Source organism: Ferrovibrio terrae (assembly GCF_943372915.1).
GTDB classification, from domain to species: Bacteria; Pseudomonadota; Alphaproteobacteria; order Ferrovibrionales; family Ferrovibrionaceae; genus Ferrovibrio; species Ferrovibrio terrae_A.
This window is the reverse complement of sequence record NZ_CALSAN010000020.1, coordinates 61,174-77,561: the sequence shown is the minus strand read 5'-3', so window position 1 is coordinate 77,561 and position 16,388 is coordinate 61,174. Positions and strand designations below refer to the sequence as shown.

Below are 16,388 nucleotides of genomic sequence, written 5' to 3'. Positions count from 1 at the left end.
TGAACATCACAGCCATATTGCGGCGCTGCTGCAGGTCGCGCACCAGTTTCAGGATCTGCGCCTGGGTTGTGACATCCAGTGCCGTGGTCGGCTCATCCGCCACCAGAACAGAAGGTTCCAGCGCCAGTGCCATGGCAATCATGGCGCGCTGGCGCTGGCCGCCAGACAGCTGGTGTGGATAGGCGCGGATGATGCGCTCGGGATCGGGCAGGCCGACTTCGCGGGCCAGTTCCAACGCCCGTTGGCGCCGCTCGGCCGGCGTCAGCAGGTCGTGGGCCTCGAACATCTCGGCCATCTGGTCGCCGATCCGCATCAGCGGATTGAGTGCGGTCATCGGTTCCTGGAAGATCATGGCAATGCGCCGCCCGCGTAGCGCCATCCAGGCTTCTTCATCCAGTCCGAGCAGGTTTTTGCCCTCGAACAGGATCTCGCCGCCCTGTGCCTTCACGGCTTTCGGCAGCAGGCCCATCAGCGCATGCGCGCACATCGATTTGCCAGACCCGGACTCGCCCACCACGCAGAGGATCTTGCCGGCCTCAAGGTCGAAGGAGACGTCATCGACGGCAAAGCCGCGGTCGCCGCCAATGGGCAGCGCCAGTTTCAGGTTCTTGATGGCAATGACGGGGGTGCTCATGCTCAGCGACCTTCCTTGGCAAGCCGCGGGTTGAGCGCATCGTTCAGGCCCTCACCGATCAGGTTGAGGGCCAGAACAGTCAGCAGGATGGCGATGCCGGGAAACACCGTGATCCACCAGGCCTGGCGGATCACGGTGCGGCCGGCGCCGACCATATAGCCCCAGGACATGAGGTTCGGATCACCGAGGCCGAGGAAGGACAGCGAGGATTCGAGCAGGATCGCGGTGGCGATCATCAGCGAGGCAAGCACGATGATCGGCGACAGCGTGTTGGGCAGGATTTCGCGCCAGATGATCCAGCCATTGGTATGGCCGGTGACGATGGCCGCCTGCACATATTCGCGGCTGCGCAGCGACAGCACTTCGCCACGCACCAGTCTGGCAACCGGTGGCCAGCTGACAATGGCTATGGCTGCAACGATGGAGACGATGGAGGGCTGCATGATTGCCACCAGCACGATGGCGAGCGCAAAACTGGGCACGGTCTGGAAGAATTCGGTAAAGCGCATCAGGGCATCATCCACCTTGCCACCGGCATAGCCGGCAATGGCACCGAGCGGCACACCGATGGCCAGCGCTGCCAGCGTCGAGACCAGGCCGACCAGCAGGGACACGCGCGCACCGTGGATCAGGCCGGCCGCCACGTCGCGACCGAGGGCATCGGTGCCGAACGGGAAACCGGGCGCCACCATCGGCGCCAGGAAGGGCCGTTGCACCATGCGCCAGGGCGAGGTTGGGAAGATGAATGGGCCACAAATCGCAATGAACAGGACAACCGCCATGATGACGAGGCCGATCACCGCGCCGGGATGCCGCAGCAGGGTTTTCCAGAAGCTGCTCATGTGTTCATCTCGATACGCGGGTCGACCAGGCGATAGATCAGGTCGGTGATCAGATTGAAGGCCAGCACCATGGCCGAGGACACGACGAAGACGCCGAGCAGCAGGTTGTAGTCGCGCTGGATCAGCGCGTCATACATCAAACGGCCGATGCCGGGCCAAGCGAACACAGTCTCGGTGAGCACCGCACCGCCGACCAGCGTGCCGGCCTGCAGTCCGGCCAGGGTCACCACCGGCAGCAGGGCGTTGCGCAGCACATGGCGGCGCTGGATGACGCGATCGCCCAGGCCCTTCGCGCGTGCCGTCTTGACGAAATCGAGGCGGGAGACCTCCAGCATCGAGGCGCGGGTCATGCGGGTATAGGTGGCCATGAAAAACAGGCCGAGCGCCGATGCCGGCAGCACCAGATGGGCCGCGACATCGGTGACATGGCGCAGGCCGGTATAGCCGGCACCGACGGTCTCGTAGCCAAAGCTGGGCAGCCACTCGAGTGTCACCGAGAAGAGCAGGATGCCCATCAGCGACACCCAGAAGAGCGGCGTGGCGTAAAACACCATAGAGAATGTCGTGATCAACGTGTCGGTCCAGCGACCGGCGCGTCGCGCTGCCATCCCGCCGAGCAGGACGCCCATGCCGAGCGAGATCAGGAAGGCGGTGCCAGTCAGCAGCAGGGTGGCGGGCAAGCGGTCGAGGATCAGCTTCGAGACCGGCATTTGCTGGCGGAAGGAGAAACCGAGATCAAAGGTGACGATGCCCTTCACATAGAAGAACAGCTGTTCATGCATCGGCCGGTCGAGGCCGAATTTCTCGCGCAGCTGGGCAACGAACAACTCGTCGGTGGCGCCGGCTTCACCGGCCATCACCGTAGCCGGATCGCCGGGCGCGGCGCGGATCAGGAAGAAGTTGAGGACGACGATCGCCAGCAGGACGATCACCGCCTTGATAAGGCGCTGGGCGACAAATGACAGCATCAGGGCAATCTGGGGAAAGCGGGGAAGGCTGTATGAAGCAGGGGACCGCCTGCGACAGCCGATGCTGTCGCAGGCGGAACGCGCTGCTTACTTGTCGATCCAGGCGTCGCGGAAGCCGTCATTCACGCCGATACCGGTGGTGACAAGATCCTTGACCTTGCACTTGGTGATGGTCGGGAATTCCAGTTCCAGCAGCCAGGCAACGGGAACCTCCTCGATCAGGATTTTGGTAACCTGATTGTAGAGTTCCTGGCGCTTGGAATCGGGGAAGGCGGTGGCAGCTTCAGCAAACAGCCGATCGACTTCCGGGTTTGAATAGCCTTCAACGTTGTTGAACGGCGAACCCTTGGCGATATTCGAGCTGACATAGCTGCGGCCGACGCCGAGCGCCGGATCGCCATACTGGTAGAGATAGCTGAAGCCGATGTCGTAGTCCCATTCGCCGAGCTTCTGGTTATAGCCAGGCACGTCGGTGGCGACGACTTCGAGATTGATGCCCACATCCTGCAGGTTCTGGCGAACGGCCTCGCCCCAGCGGGTCCAGGTCTCGCCATAGGGCAGCGGCATGAAGCGCACCTTCTCGCCCTTATAACCGGCTTCCTTCAGCAGGGCCTTGGCCTTGGCCGGATCATACTTGTATTTGGCCAGGCTCTTGTCGAAGAAGCGGGTCGAGGATGAAATCGGGCCAACAGCCACTTCACCCAGGCCGTTCCAAACCACATTCTTGGCGAAGTCGCGGTCGATGGCATACATCACGGCCTGACGGAACAGCTTGTTCGCGGTCGGACCCTGGCGGTTGTTCAGCCACATCCAGGCCAGCGGGCCGAAATATTCCCAGCCCTTGCCGGTGACGCAGACGTCTTTCATCTTGCTCAGGCGTGGCACGTCGAAATTTTCGACCGAGCCGCCAGGCAGGATGTCGACCTTGCCGGTTTCAAAGGCAACCGAGCGTGCGGCCGCATCAGGGATGACGTGCCAATAAATCTCGTCCAGATACGGCTTGCCCTTCACATGGTACTTCGGGTTTTTCACCAGCTTGATGAACGAGCCCTTCTGCCATTCCTTGAACATGTAGGGGCCGGTGCCGATCGGCGTGTTGTTCGCCGGCGCGGTCTTCCAGTCGATGCCGTCGTAAATGTGCTTGGGCACCATCGGCATCGAGCCAACCTCGAAAATGCCGATGAACGGGCCGAAAGCCTGCTTCAGCTTGAAGACCACGGTGTAGGGGTCCGGCGCCGTGACGCTTTCAACCTGCGCCAGGTTAGCGCGTGCGCGCGGATTGGTCTGCTTGATGAATTCAACGGTGAACAGCACGTCGGCGGCCGTAAACGGCTTGCCATCATGCCAGGAGGCATCCTTGGTCAGCTTGAAGGTGTAGGTCTTGCCTTCATCAGTGATGGTCCAGCTTTCGGCCAGGCCCGGCAGCGGCTCCAGCTTCGGGCTGTAGCGCAGCAGACCGTCATAGATATTGCCAGCCACCATCTGGGTCGGGCCGTTCTGGGTGATGGCCAGCATCAGGCCCGGCGGTTCCGGCTGGATGATGACATTGGCAACGCCACCAGCTTTCGGTGTTTGCGCCATGGCGCCGGCGGCAATGCACGTGGCAATACCGGTGGCAACGAGTAGACCAAGCAAGCTTTTCTTCAGCACAGCAAACCCCCTCTGTGGCAATGGTCGTGGTTCAGGTGCAGTAGTCGGGATCGGTACGCTCCAACATCCGCTTGAAAGCCTCCCATTCAATATCCGGGCCATTTCCGGCCTCTACGCGGTCATAGCCCTTGGCATACTGACCGGCTGTTTTTTCTGGAATGCCCGGCGGCGCCTGCACGACCGGCGCGCCAGACGACTGGATGGCGAGCTGCGCGCGGCAGGACCGCTCCAGGTTGAACATCAGCTTGAAGGCTTCAGAAACCGAACGACCGCAGGTGAGTAGGCCGTGGTTGCGCAGGATAAACACCGACTTGTCGCCCAGATCGGCGATCAGGCGCTGGCGTTCATCCAGATCGAGGGCAATGCCCTCATAGGTGTGATAGGCGATGCGGCCATGGAACTGCATTGACCATTGATTGAGCGGCAGCAGCCCATCCTGTTGGCAGGAGACGGCAACGCCGGCCACCGTGTGGGTGTGCAGAACGCAGACCACGTCGGGCCGCGCGGAGTGAATGGCGCTGTGAATGGTGAAGCCAGCCGGGTTGATGTCCAGGCCCAGCGGATCCTCGATCACCTTGCCGTCGATATCGACGGTAACGAGGTTGGAGGCCTTCACCTCCTCGAACCGCATGCCGTAGGGATTGATCAGGAAGCGGTCATGGCCGCCGGGCAGGCGGGCCGAGATATGGGTGTAGATGCTGTCATCCAGGCCGTGGCGGTGAATCAGGCGATAGGCGGCCGCAAGATCCACCTTGGTCTGCCAGGTCAGGTCGTGGCTGCTGTTCAACGCACGAATGGATGCCGTCATAAGTCTCGCCTCCGGAAAACGGTGCGACATACTGTCATGCGCTGGAAATGACTCGCAATCGAAAAGTGTCGACAGTCGACAATTTGTGGGATAGAGAAGCAGATCAAGGACATAGCGCAATGCGACTCGCTTCTAAGCCGGTTGGTCTGCCCGCCATCGTGAGCCAGGATCTGGTCACGCAGATTGCTCGTGCGCTCACCGATGCCATTATTTCCGGTCAGATTCCGCCCGGCGCCAAGGTGGCCGAGGCTGCCGTCGCGCGTGAACTGGGTGTCAGCCGCGCGCCGGTGCGCGAGGCCGGGCGATTGCTGGAAAGCCAGGGATTGCTGGTCAGCATTCCGGGCCGCGGCTTTTCCGTGCGCACCCATGCGCCGGACGAGATCGACGATCTCTATGACCTGCGCATCTGCATCGAGAAACATGCCGCCGTGCTGGCGGCGCAGCGGATGACGCCGGAAAACCGTCTGGCGCTTAGGCGCCAGCTCGATGTGCTGCACGAAACGGCAGCCATCAACGATCCGGCGCGGCAGGTGGAGGAGGATTACCGGTTTCACCGGCTGATCTGCGAAATCTCCGGCAACCGGCGGCTGCTGAAGCTGTTCGACGATCTTGCATCGGAATTGCGCATCGTGATCGGTCTGATCGGTCGCCTCTATGATGATCCGCAGCGCATTGCGCAGACCCATGAGCCCTTGCTGGCGGCCATCGAAACCGGTGATGCCGCGCAGATCCAGGGCGGTGTCGAATACCATCTGGGCGATGCCTGGCGTGGCGTCGCGCAATTGGTGCGCAATCTGCCAACCAACCAGACCACGGAGAAAGTTTCGTGAAAGCCGTTTATAGCGATGCTCACCAGAGCCACGACCCGCAGTTCTTCCTGGTGCGCGGCGTGGTGCGCAAGACCACCGAGCAGCCCGAGCGCGCCACGCGTCTACTGAATGGCCTGAACAGCGGCAAGCACACCATTGTGCCGGCACAGAGTTTCGGTGCCGGCCCTCGGGCGCGGGTCCATAGCCCGGATTATCTGACTTTTCTGGAAACCGGCTTCGAGGAATGGCGTGCGCTGGGCGATTCCAACAGTGAAATGATCCCCAACATCCATGCCCAGCGCGGCGAGGGCGCCAGCTATCCCGCCGGTATTGTCGGCAAGCTGGGCTGGCACACTGCGGATACGGCCTGCCCGATCGGCGCCGGCACCTTTGCCGCGGCCTGTGCGGCCGCCGATGTGGCCACCACGGCGGCGCAGATGGTGCTGGATGGCGAGGACACGATTTATGCGCTGTGCCGTCCGCCGGGGCATCATGCCTATCGCGATATGGCCGGCGGTTTCTGCTACCTGAACAACAGTGCGATTGCCGCGGCGCACCTGCGCCAAAAACATGAACGCGTCGCCATTCTCGATGTCGACGTGCATCACGGCAATGGCACCCAGGGCATCTTCTATGATCGTGCCGATGTACTGACCGTATCGATCCACGCCCATCCAGGCAGCTATTATCCCTTCTTCGTCGGCTATGCCCATGAAACCGGCGCCGGCGCGGGGCAGGGGGCCAACCTGAATATCCCGCTGCCGCTCGGCACCGGCGATGCTGATTACATGAAGGCCCTGGATCGTGCCTTGACGACCATCAAGGCCTTCGCGCCCGGTGCTCTGGTGGTGGCACTGGGGCTGGATGCCTCGGAGGCCGATCCGCTGCAGGGCCTGAAAATCACCACGGACGGGTTCCGCCAGATCGGTGGCGCCATCGCCCGCATCGGCCTGCCCACCACGCTGGTGCAGGAAGGTGGCTACCTCTCCGATATTCTCGGCGTCAATCTTGCAGCAGTGCTGGCAGGCTATGAGGCCAGCCGCTAGTGCGGCCGCGCTGTTTCACACCGAGTTGGCAGGTTCCTTGCTAGGCAGGTTGAAACACTTGGTCTGTCTCTGCCATGGCTGCTGAACTTTTTCTGAACCGCACCACCGATCCTGCCGCCCTGTATCCGCAGCCGCTGCTGGCGATCCAGTCACTTGCGGCCCACGCGGCGGCAAAGGCTGAAATCTCCGCCTGGCCGGGCTTTGCGCCGACGCCGCTTCGTGATCTGAAAGCGCTGGCGGCTGAAAGCGGTCTAGGCGCGATCTGGTACAAGGACGAGGGCGGGCGCTTCGGTCTCGGCAGCTTCAAGGCCCTGGGCGGCGCCTATGCCGTCATGCGGCAGCTGCAGCGCGCAGTGGCCGCCGCACTTGGCAAATCGGTGCAGGATATTGCGCCAGCCGACCTGCTGGCTGGCCGCTATCGCGACATCGTGGCAAGCGTGACCGTCACCTGTGCCACCGATGGCAATCATGGTCGCTCGGTCGCCTGGGGCGCCTCATTATTCGGCTGCGCCTGCGTCATCTACATCCATGCTCTGGTCAGCGCCGGTCGCGAAGCGGCGATTGCGGCCTATGGCGCCCGGATGGTGCGCACAAGCGGCAATTATGACGACAGCGTGCGGCAGGCGCAGCAGGATGCCGCCGCACAGGGCTGGATCGTGATTTCCGATACGTCCTATCCGGGCTACCGCGATATCCCACGTGATGTGATGCAGGGCTATTCGGTGATGGCCGCCGAGGCACTGACGCAGTCGCCACAGCTTCCTACCCATGTTTTCGTGCAGGGCGGTGTCGGCGGTCTGGCGGCGGCCATGCTGGCCTATCTGTGGGAAACACTGGGGCCTGACCGTCCGCGCTTCATCGTTGTCGAGCCCGACAAGGCCGATTGCCTGTATCGCAGTGCCCGGGCCGGCAGGCCGGTCGTCGTAGAGGGTGCGCTGGATACGATCATGGCCGGTCTCGCCTGCGGTGAGGTCTCGCTGATTGCCTGGGACATCTTATCCGCTGGCGCCGATGCCTTCATGACGGTATCGGATGCGGCCGCAGCCGATCTGATGCGCAGGCTGGCGCAGCCGGATACGGCAATCGTGGCGGGTGAGTCAGCGGTGGCGGGGCTGGCCGGTGCGCTGGCGGCGCGACAGCAGCCTGATATGGTGGCAGCCCTGCAGCTTGATGCGACCTCGCGCATACTGGTGTTCGGCAGTGAAGGCGCAACCGATCCTGCAGTGTATGAGCAGATCGTCGGACTGAAGCCGCAAGACATCCTGAAAGGACAGGGCTGACATGGCACGTCTGGTCACGGTCGGGGCTGCGCAGCTCGGTCCTATCGCGCGCTCTGATACGCGCGGCATGGTGGTCGAACGCCTGATCGCGCAACTGCGCGAAGCCAGGCGCATGGGGTGCGATCTTGTGGTGTTTCCCGAACTGGCGCTGACCACCTTTTTCCCGCGCTGGTTCATGACTGATCAGGCCGAGATTGACAGCTTCTTTGAACGCGACATGCCCGGGCCGCAAACCCAGCCGCTGTTCGATGAAGCAAAGCGCCTCGGCCTCGGCTTCTATCTTGGGTATGCCGAGCTGACGTCGGAGGGCAAGCACTTCAATACGGCGATCCTGGTTAGCAAGGATGGCGCGATCATCGGCAAATACCGCAAGGTGCATCTGCCGGGCCATGCCGAACATGAGCCATGGCGCCGCTTTCAGCATCTGGAAAAACGCTATTTCGATATCAGCGATACCGGTTTCAGGGTCTGGCGCAGCTTCGGCGGTATTCTGGGCATGGCGATCTGCAACGATCGCCGCTGGCCGGAAACCTATCGCGTGATGGGTCTGCAGGGTGCCGAGATGATCCTGCTCGGCTACAATACGCCGGTGCATAATGCGCCGGCCCCCGAACATGACGACCTCTCGCTGTTCCACAACCAGCTGTCGATGCAGGCTGGTGCCTACCAGAATGGCAGCTGGGTTGTCGGTGTGGCCAAGGCCGGCAACGAAGAAGGCGTGCCGATGATCGGTGGCAGCCAGATCATCGCGCCGTCAGGCGTCACCGTGGCGGCCACGCGCACCGATGGAGACGAACTGGCGGTGGCCTGCTGCGATCTCGATGCCTGTGCCAGCTATAAAAACACCACATTCAACTTTGCAGTTCATCGCATGCCGCAGCATTATGGCCTGATCACCGCACGCAAGGGAGCCGAGCCGCCGCCATGAAATCCGCGAAGAAGAAAGCCAATATCACGCCGCTGACCCCGCCGGCCAAGGCCGCCGCCGCCTTGCAGCCGCCCCTGATCGCCGGCATGTTTGCCGAGGCCGGCGTTCTGCTGCGCCCGGGTCGGGCGGATATCATTGCGGGCACGCTGGGCGTCGCCACGGCGAAATTCCGGACCCAGGCGCAGAAACTGGCTTTCGAGCGCGAACCGGGCCTGTTCCCGGCGGTACCGGTCGAGATGAAGAAGGGGAAGCGGTGATGAAAAAGACCGCGAAGAAAATCGTGAAGCAGGCTGCGCCGAAACCCGACCTCGCCCTGATGGGTCTGGCCGATGCCGCCCGCGCCGTGGCGCAGGGCAAGGTGACCGCGCAGGCGCTGACGGAAGCCTGCCTGGCTCGTATCACCGACTGGCAACCGCGCGTGAATGCCTTCCTCAAGCTGGAGGCCGATGCCGCACTGAAAGCGGCCAAGGCGGTTGATCGCGCCCACAAGCGCGGCGCCAGGCTCGGCCGGCTCGCCGGTGTGCCGCTGGCGCACAAGGACATGTATTACCGCGCCGGCAAGGAAACCTCCTGCGGTTCGGCGATCCGCCGGCACTGGAAGGCGACCGAGACAGCCACGGCCCTGCAGCGCCTGGATGTCGAAGGGGCGCTCGATCTTGGCCGACTCAATATGGCCGAATTCGCGTTTGGCCCCACAGGGCACAATTATCACTACGGCCATGCCCGTAACCCCTGGAACACCGACCGCATCACCGGCGGTTCTTCCAGCGGTTCTGGCGCGGCCGTGGCCGCGCGCATGGTCTTTGGTGCCCTAGGCTCAGACACCGGTGGTTCGATCCGCCAGCCGGCGCATTACTGCGGCTTGGTCGGCCTCAAGCCGACCGCGGGGCGGGTCAGTCGTGCGGGTGCAATGCCGCTTAGCTTCTCGCTCGATACGGTTGGGCCGCTGACACGGCGCGTCGAAGACAGCGCGCTGCTGATGGAAATTCTTGCCGGCGCCGATCCGCGCGATCCCACTGCCAGCCTGCAGGCGGTGGGCGCCTATGTCGCGGCGGCGAAATCCGGCGCCGTACGCGGCCTGAAGCTGGCCGTTCCGCGCCGCTATTTCTGGGACAAGCTGAACAAGCCCAGTGCCGAGTGTCTGGAAGCGGCTTTGAAGCTCCTGTCCAAGCTGGGGGTCAAGATTGTCGAGATGACGCCGCCGGATATGGAGATGGTGACGGCGGCTTCTTTCGTGATGATTTCGGCCGAGGCCGCGGCTTTGCACGCTTCCTGGCTGCGCACCCGGCCCAATCTCTACAGCGACCAGGTGCGGGGAAGACTGGAAAACGGCCTGGCGGTTAGCGCAGTGGATTATATCGATTCGCAGCGCTGGCGCAGCGAGGCGACGGCCGCCTTCCTCAAGGCGATGAACGGGGCCGATGCGGTTTTCGCGCCGGTGGCCGATCGTCCGGCGCCGACCATCGAAGAAACCGACGTGGCTGGCAAACCGGAAGCCGCCAAGACCATTGCCGCGCTGACCCGGCTGACCCGGCCGATCAATTATCTCGGCCTGCCGGCCATGACGGTACCGGCCGGCTTCGTGCGTGGCGGCCTGCCGATCGGCTTCCAGTTGATCGGCAAACCCTTCGATGAGGCGATGCTCTATCGTATCGCCGGCGCCTATGAAGTGAAGCAGCCTTGCCATCAGCAGGTGCCAGTCTAAGTCTTGCCTGGCCTGCCCAATTCTGAGGCAGCGCTGGCCTCGGGTTGGGCAGGACTCGCAGCCGCCTTCATTTGTGTGCGTCGAATCAGCCGTTTGCCCTGTGGCACGGACCTTGCGTCTTCACTCCCAATACTAACCCGGGGTGAACACATGGCTCACAAAAAGACTTCTCCGTTTCTGCTGTCGCTGCTGGCTGCGGCCGCCCTTACCGGGCTGACCGCTGTGTCGGCGCAGGCGCAGGGCGTGCTGCGCATCGGCATGACAGCTTCTGACATTCCACTCACCACCGGTCAGACCGACCAGGGTGGCGAGGGCATGCGCTTCATGGGCTATACGGTCTATGACGGCCTGATCAACTGGGACATGAGCAAATTCGACAAGCCGTCGGTGCTGACCCCCGGTCTGGCGACCAGCTGGGGCGTCGATGCCACGGACAAGACGAAGTGGACCTTCACGCTGCGCGAAGGCGTGAAATTCCATGATGGCAGCGAATTCACGGCGGATGCCGTGGTGTGGAACCTCGACAAGCTGCTGAAAAAGGATGTCCCGCAATTCGATCCGCGCCAGTCAGCGCAGGGCCTGTCGCGTATTCCCGCCGTCGCCAGTTACAAGGTCGCTGGCAAGTATTCGGTCGAGATCATCACCAAGACTCCGGATGCGACGCTGCCCTACCAGATCGCCTGGGTAATGATGTCTTCGCCGGCGCAATGGGAAAAACTCGGCAAGAGCTGGGATGAATTCGCCAAGACGCCCTCGGGTACTGGCCCGTGGAAGCTGACCGCCTTCGTGCCGCGCGAGCGGGCCGAACTGTCGCCCAATGCTGCTTACTGGGACAAGGCGCGAGTGCCGAAGCTCGACAAGATCGTGCTGCTGCCGCTGCCCGAGCCGAATGCCCGCGTCGCCGCCCTGCGGTCCGGTCAGGTCGACTGGATCGAAGCGCCGGCGCCCGATGCGGTCGCCTCGCTGAAGCAGGCTGGTTTGACCATTGTCACCAATGCCTATCCGCATAACTGGACCTGGCATCTGTCGCGCGCCGAAGGCTCGCCCTGGAACGATATCCGCGTTCGCAAGGCGGCCAATCTGGCGATCGATCGTATGGCTCTGAAGGAACTGCTGGGCGGCCTGATGATCCCCGCCGAAGGCTTTGTGCCGCCGGGCAATCAGTGGTTCGGCAATCCGACCTTCAAGGTGAAGTACGATCTGGCCGAAGCCAAGAAGCTGATGCAGGAGGCCGGCTATGGCCCCGGCAAGCCGCTGAAGACCAAGGCGCTGATCTCGCCCTCGGGCTCGGGCCAGATGCTGCCGCTGCCGATGAACGAGTTCGTCCAGCAGAGCCTGGCTGAAATCGGCATCCAGATCGACTTTGAAGTGGTGGAGTGGAACCAGCTGATCAACATCTGGCGTGCCGGTGCGAAAAGCGAAAGTGCCCGCGGCGGCACCTCGATCAACTTCACCTACTTCATCCAGGATCCGTTCACCGGCTTCATCCGCCATCTGCAATGCAACCTGGTCGCGCCGAATGGCACCAACTGGGGTCATTACTGCGACCCGGAGATGGACAAGCTGTTTAACGATGTCCGCAACACCTTCGATGCCAAGGAGCAGGACAAGGTTCTGCAGAAGGTGCATGAGAAGTATGTCAACGAAGCGCTGTTCCTGATGGTGACCCACGATGTCAACGCTCGTGCGATGAGCCCGAAGGTGAAGGGTTTCGTGCAGGCGCAGAACTGGTTCCAGGACTTCTCGCCGATCACGATGGCGAAGTGATCACGGCAGCCGGCCTCGCTTTGGCGGGGCCGGCTGTTGCAGTTTTCCGTAGCCCCATGACGGACCGCCCATGCTGATCTATACCCTCAAGCGGCTGCTGTATGTGCTGCCGGTCGCCTTCGGCGTCAGCGTCGTCTGCTTCCTGCTGGTGCATATCACACCCGGCGATCCGCTCACTGCGGTGATGCCGATCGATGCCAGCGCCGAACAGCAGGCCGCCATGCGTGCAGCCTACGGCTTCGACAAGCCGCTGCCGGTGCAATACGTGATCTGGCTCGGCAAGGTCATGATTGGCGATCTCGGCACTTCGATCGCCAGCGGCCGTGCCGTGCTGACCGAGGTTTCCCGCGCTGTCAGCAACACCCTGATCCTTTCCGCCGTGGCCACAGCCATCGGTTTCTTCTTCGGCTGCCTGTTCGGCTTTGTCGCCGGCTATTATCGCGGTTCGGCGGTGGATCGCATTGCCTCAGCGCTTTCGGTGCTTGGCGTCAGCGTGCCGCATTACTGGCTCGGCATGGTCCTGGTCATCATCTTCTCGGTGCAGCTCAACTGGCTGCCGGCCACCGGGGCCGGGCCGGGCGGCTCGGCCGACTGGACCTGGGATTGGGCGCATATCCGCCATCTGATCCTGCCGGCCATCACCATGTCGGTGATTCCCATGGGCGTGATCGCCCGCACCATCCGTGCCCTGGTGGCGGAAATCCTGTCGCAGGAATTCGTCCAAGCCCTGGGCGCCAAAGGTTTGATGGATCGTGGCATCTTCCGCCACGTGGTGAAAAACACAGCACCGACGGCACTGGCCGTGATGGGTTTGCAGCTCGGCTATCTGCTCGGCGGTTCGATCCTGATCGAGACGGTGTTCTCCTGGCCCGGTACCGGCTTCCTGCTGAATGCCGCCATCTTCCAGCGCGATCTGCCGCTGCTGCAGGGCACCATCCTGGTGCTGGCGATGTTTTTCGTTTTGCTCAACCTGCTGGTCGACGTGCTGCAAACTGCACTTGACCCGCGCATCCAAAGGGCCTGAGCGATGGCTATTGGCGCTTTGGACGGCAAGGTCACGATCGCTCCGATCCAGGTTTCCGAGGGTTACTGGCGCGGCGTGGTGCGCCGCATCAGCCGCGATCCGGTTGCCATGGTCGCTCTGGTGATCATTGTGGCGCTGGTGCTGATGGCGATCTTCGCACCCTATCTGGCACCGGCTGATCCGGTGCGCGGGTCCATGCTGCGCCGCCTGCGTCCGGTCGGCACACCCGGCTATCCGCTCGGCGCCGACGAACTGGGGCGCGATATGCTCTCGCGCCTTATCTTCGGCGCGCGGCTGTCGCTGTTCATGGGGGTTACACCAGTTCTGGCTGCTTTTGTGATCGGGTCGGGCTTGGGTATTTGTGCAGGCTATATCGGCGGCAAGCTGAACACCGTGATCATGCGCACCATCGACATCTTTTACGCTTTCCCCTCTGTTCTGTTGGCTGTCGCCCTGTCGGGTGCACTGGGGGCGGGCCTGACCAATGCGCTGGTATCCCTGACCATCGTGTTCATTCCACCGATCACCCGTGTCGCTGAAAGCGTGACCACCCAGGTGCGCAATCGCGACTATGTCGAGGCGGCGCGTGCCAGCGGTGCCGGCGGGTTCACCATTGTGCGCGTGCATGTGTTGGGCAATGTGCTCAGCCCGATCTTTGTCTACGCCACCAGCCTGATCTCGGTGTCGATGATTCTGGCCTCGGGCCTCAGCTTCCTCGGCCTTGGTGTACGCCCGCCGGAACCGGAATGGGGCCTGATGCTGAATACCCTGCGCACGGCGATCTATGTCAATCCGCTGGTGGCCGCGCTGCCGGGCGTGATGATCTTCATCACCTCGATCTCTTTCAATCTGTTCTCCGACGGCCTGCGCACGGCCATGGACGTGCGGCAATGAGCGTGTTGCCTGATACCGCAGTGGATGCCCGTGATCGCGGCGGTCCGCGTCAGCCGCTGCTCACCGTCCAGGGCCTGATTAAGCACTTCCCCGTCGGCAAGGGCCTGTTGGGCCGCAGCAACACCGTAGTGCGCGCCGTGGATGGCGTGGATTTTGAACTGCTGAAAGGCGAGACGCTGGGCATCGTCGGTGAGTCCGGCTGTGGCAAATCGACCACCGCCCGTCTGCTGATGCACCTGATCCAGCCTGACCAGGGCCAGATCGTCTTTGATGGCGAGAGCGTCGGCCATGATGTTTCGCTGTCGGACTACCGCCGCCAGGTTCAGATGGTATTCCAGGACAGCTATGCGTCCCTGAATCCTCGCCTCACCATCGAGGATTCGATCGCCTTCGCGCCGCGGGTGCATGGCGTGCCGCGCCGCGAGGCGTTGGCTCGTGCCCATGACCTGCTGGCCCGGGTGGGTCTGGAGCCGCACCGCTTCGCCGGCCGGTATCCGCATGAACTCTCCGGCGGTCAGCGCCAGCGCATCAACATCGCCCGCGCGCTTGCGCTGGAGCCGCGCCTGGTGATCCTCGACGAGGCCGTATCGGCACTCGATAAATCAGTCGAAGCACAGGTGCTCAACCTGCTGCTCGATCTGAAGGAGGAATTCGGACTCACCTATATCTTCATCTCGCATGACCTGAATGTCGTCCGCTTCATGGCCGATCGCGTGATGGTGATGTATCTCGGCAAGGTGGCCGAGATCGGTGCCGCCGATGCGATTTTCGAGCGCCCGGCACATCCCTACAGTGCGGCACTGCTGGCCTCGATGCCGGCAATGGACCCTGATGATCGCACTGTGGAAGCGCCGTTGTATGGCGACCCGCCCAACCCGATCAACCCGCCGCCCGGCTGTCGCTTTCACACGCGATGCAGTTTTGTCAGCGATGTTTGCAGCAAGGTGGCCCCGGAACTGGCCGAAGTGGCTAGCGGCCAGCGTGTTTCCTGCCTGATGCGCCAGCCCGGCTCGGGCCATGCATCTGCACCCGCAGCGGAGGCGGCGGAATGAGCGATATGCCGATGATCGATATCCGCGACCTGAACGTGACCTTCACCGGTGGCCGCAAGCCCGTGCATGCCGTGAATGGCGTGACGCTGTCGGTTCAGCGCGGCGAAGTGGTGGCGTTGCTGGGTGAGTCCGGTTCCGGCAAAAGCGTCACGTTGCGCTCGTTGCTCAACATGCACCCCAGGAAGCGCACCAAGATGAGCGGCAGTGTGGTGGCCGCGGGCCAGGACATCCTCAAGCTGTCCGGGCGTGCGCTGGCCGACTATCGCGGCAAAGTGGCGTCGATGATTTTCCAGGAGCCGCTGCTGGCGCTGGATCCGGTCTATACCGTCGGTGCCCAGATCACCGAAGCCATTCGCCGCCATGAGCCGGTATCCAGCGCCGAGGCTCATGCCCGTGCGCTGGCCCTGCTGCAGAAGGTGAAGATTCCCTCGCCCGAGCGTCGCCTGCAGGCGTTTCCGCATGAAATGTCGGGCGGCATGCGTCAGCGCGCCATGATCGCCCTGGCGCTGGCCTGCAACCCGCAGATCCTGTTGGCCGACGAACCGACCACGGCGCTGGATGCCACGGTGCAGATTCAGATTCTGCTGCTGCTGCGCGAATTGCAGCGCGAACTCGGCCTGTCGGTGATCCTGGTGACCCATGACATCGGCGTCGCCGTCGAGGTCGCCGACCGCGTGGCGGTGATGTACGCCGGCCGCATCGTCGAGACCGGCAGCGTGCGAGATATCATCCGCAACCCGCGGCATCCCTATACGCAAGGCCTGCTGGCTTCGCGCGCCCATGATGCCATGTCAGGCGCGCGGCTGGATGCCATCCCTGGGGCACCGCCGGATCTGGCCGCGCTGCCGCCGGGCTGTTCCTTTGCGCCGCGCTGCAAGCATGCTGCCGCAGCCTGCATGGTGGCGCCGCCCGAGGTGGTGGAGATCGGGCCGGGCCATGCGGCCCGCTGCGTGCGGCTGAGCGAGGCGGTTGCCGCCTAGG

At 63.0% G+C, this 16,388-nt stretch carries 16 protein-coding genes; 11 read left to right on the top strand and 5 right to left on the bottom strand.

All coding sequences use genetic code 11. The features are described from left to right. From AAG821_RS14700 to AAG821_RS14680, 5 genes are all read right to left on the bottom strand, one after another. Positions 1–634 (bottom strand): ABC transporter ATP-binding protein (locus AAG821_RS14700; RefSeq protein ID WP_341916325.1); only part of this gene is annotated, 634 nt, incomplete at its 3' end. Positions 635–636: 2 nt separating this feature from the next. Beyond that, positions 637–1,476: an ABC transporter permease gene (locus AAG821_RS14695; protein WP_341916323.1), complete on the bottom strand. Its 840-nt coding sequence runs from the start codon at positions 1,474–1,476 to the stop codon at positions 637–639. Further along, a complete protein-coding gene (locus tag AAG821_RS14690) occupies positions 1,473–2,444 on the bottom strand; it encodes an ABC transporter permease (RefSeq protein ID WP_341914117.1) in 972 nt (323 codons plus the stop codon). Before AAG821_RS14690 ends, AAG821_RS14695 begins: the two co-directional genes overlap by 4 nt. 87 nt (positions 2,445–2,531) lie before the next feature. Beyond that, positions 2,532–4,094, bottom strand: a complete 1,563-nt coding sequence (locus tag AAG821_RS14685) for an ABC transporter substrate-binding protein (RefSeq protein ID WP_341914119.1) — start codon at positions 4,092–4,094, stop codon at positions 2,532–2,534. A gap of 31 nt (positions 4,095–4,125) precedes the next feature. Then, complete coding sequence (locus tag AAG821_RS14680; protein ID WP_341914121.1) at positions 4,126–4,902, bottom strand: class II aldolase/adducin family protein; 777 nt, start codon at positions 4,900–4,902, stop codon at positions 4,126–4,128. Positions 4,903–5,021: 119 nt separating this feature from the next. On the opposite strand from AAG821_RS14680, the gene AAG821_RS14675 reads away from it, so the two are divergent. The 11 genes from AAG821_RS14675 (at position 5,022) to AAG821_RS14625 (ending at position 16,387) form a co-directional block, all read left to right on the top strand. Further along, entirely contained in the window at positions 5,022–5,732 is a 711-nt protein-coding gene (locus AAG821_RS14675) for a GntR family transcriptional regulator (RefSeq protein ID WP_341914123.1), read from the top strand. Further along, on the top strand, positions 5,729–6,757 hold the full coding sequence (locus AAG821_RS14670; protein WP_341914125.1) for a histone deacetylase family protein: 1,029 nt from the start codon (positions 5,729–5,731) through the stop codon (positions 6,755–6,757). Before AAG821_RS14675 ends, AAG821_RS14670 begins: the two co-directional genes overlap by 4 nt. A 74-nt stretch (positions 6,758–6,831) precedes the next feature. Continuing rightward, complete coding sequence (locus AAG821_RS14665; protein ID WP_341914127.1) at positions 6,832–8,037, top strand: diaminopropionate ammonia-lyase; 1,206 nt, start codon at positions 6,832–6,834, stop codon at positions 8,035–8,037. A gap of 1 nt (position 8,038) precedes the next feature. Next, positions 8,039–8,965: an N-carbamoyl-D-amino-acid hydrolase gene (locus AAG821_RS14660; RefSeq protein ID WP_341914129.1), complete on the top strand. Its 927-nt coding sequence runs from the start codon at positions 8,039–8,041 to the stop codon at positions 8,963–8,965. Further along, on the top strand, positions 8,962–9,222 hold the full coding sequence (locus AAG821_RS14655) for a hypothetical protein (RefSeq protein WP_341914131.1): 261 nt from the start codon (positions 8,962–8,964) through the stop codon (positions 9,220–9,222). The genes AAG821_RS14660 and AAG821_RS14655 overlap by 4 nt, the downstream gene beginning before the upstream one ends. After that, positions 9,222–10,670: an amidase gene (locus tag AAG821_RS14650; protein ID WP_341914133.1), complete on the top strand. Its 1,449-nt coding sequence runs from the start codon at positions 9,222–9,224 to the stop codon at positions 10,668–10,670. The genes AAG821_RS14655 and AAG821_RS14650 overlap by 1 nt, the downstream gene beginning before the upstream one ends. 150 nt (positions 10,671–10,820) lie before the next feature. Further along, complete coding sequence (locus AAG821_RS14645; RefSeq protein WP_341914135.1) at positions 10,821–12,437, top strand: ABC transporter substrate-binding protein; 1,617 nt, start codon at positions 10,821–10,823, stop codon at positions 12,435–12,437. 70 nt (positions 12,438–12,507) lie between these two features. Continuing rightward, complete coding sequence (locus tag AAG821_RS14640; protein WP_341914137.1) at positions 12,508–13,461, top strand: ABC transporter permease; 954 nt, start codon at positions 12,508–12,510, stop codon at positions 13,459–13,461. A 3-nt stretch (positions 13,462–13,464) separates the two neighbouring features. Then, positions 13,465–14,355 carry an ABC transporter permease gene (locus tag AAG821_RS14635; RefSeq protein WP_341914139.1) on the top strand — a complete coding sequence of 297 codons (891 nt, stop codon included), beginning with the start codon at positions 13,465–13,467 and terminating at the stop codon, positions 14,353–14,355. Then, positions 14,352–15,407 (top strand): oligopeptide/dipeptide ABC transporter ATP-binding protein, encoded by a 1,056-nt coding sequence (locus tag AAG821_RS14630; RefSeq protein ID WP_341914141.1) that lies wholly within the window; start codon positions 14,352–14,354, stop codon positions 15,405–15,407. The genes AAG821_RS14635 and AAG821_RS14630 overlap by 4 nt, the downstream gene beginning before the upstream one ends. Next, on the top strand, positions 15,404–16,387 hold the full coding sequence (locus AAG821_RS14625) for an ABC transporter ATP-binding protein (protein ID WP_341914142.1): 984 nt from the start codon (positions 15,404–15,406) through the stop codon (positions 16,385–16,387). The genes AAG821_RS14630 and AAG821_RS14625 overlap by 4 nt, the downstream gene beginning before the upstream one ends. Position 16,388 lies beyond the last annotated feature (1 nt).

Coding starts and splice junctions, on each gene's coding strand:
- AAG821_RS14635 (WP_341914139.1), top strand. CDS start 13,465: ATGGCTATTGGCGCTTTGGACGGCAAGGTCACGATCGCTCCGATCCAG.
- AAG821_RS14675 (WP_341914123.1), top strand. CDS start 5,022: ATGCGACTCGCTTCTAAGCCGGTTGGTCTGCCCGCCATCGTGAGCCAG.
- AAG821_RS14695 (WP_341916323.1), bottom strand. CDS start 1,476: ATGAGCAGCTTCTGGAAAACCCTGCTGCGGCATCCCGGCGCGGTGATC.
- AAG821_RS14680 (WP_341914121.1), bottom strand. CDS start 4,902: ATGACGGCATCCATTCGTGCGTTGAACAGCAGCCACGACCTGACCTGG.
- AAG821_RS14665 (WP_341914127.1), top strand. CDS start 6,832: ATGGCTGCTGAACTTTTTCTGAACCGCACCACCGATCCTGCCGCCCTG.
- AAG821_RS14645 (WP_341914135.1), top strand. CDS start 10,821: ATGGCTCACAAAAAGACTTCTCCGTTTCTGCTGTCGCTGCTGGCTGCG.
- AAG821_RS14625 (WP_341914142.1), top strand. CDS start 15,404: ATGAGCGATATGCCGATGATCGATATCCGCGACCTGAACGTGACCTTC.
- AAG821_RS14655 (WP_341914131.1), top strand. CDS start 8,962: ATGAAATCCGCGAAGAAGAAAGCCAATATCACGCCGCTGACCCCGCCG.
- AAG821_RS14630 (WP_341914141.1), top strand. CDS start 14,352: ATGAGCGTGTTGCCTGATACCGCAGTGGATGCCCGTGATCGCGGCGGT.
- AAG821_RS14640 (WP_341914137.1), top strand. CDS start 12,508: ATGCTGATCTATACCCTCAAGCGGCTGCTGTATGTGCTGCCGGTCGCC.
- AAG821_RS14650 (WP_341914133.1), top strand. CDS start 9,222: ATGAAAAAGACCGCGAAGAAAATCGTGAAGCAGGCTGCGCCGAAACCC.
- AAG821_RS14660 (WP_341914129.1), top strand. CDS start 8,039: ATGGCACGTCTGGTCACGGTCGGGGCTGCGCAGCTCGGTCCTATCGCG.
- AAG821_RS14690 (WP_341914117.1), bottom strand. CDS start 2,444: ATGCTGTCATTTGTCGCCCAGCGCCTTATCAAGGCGGTGATCGTCCTG.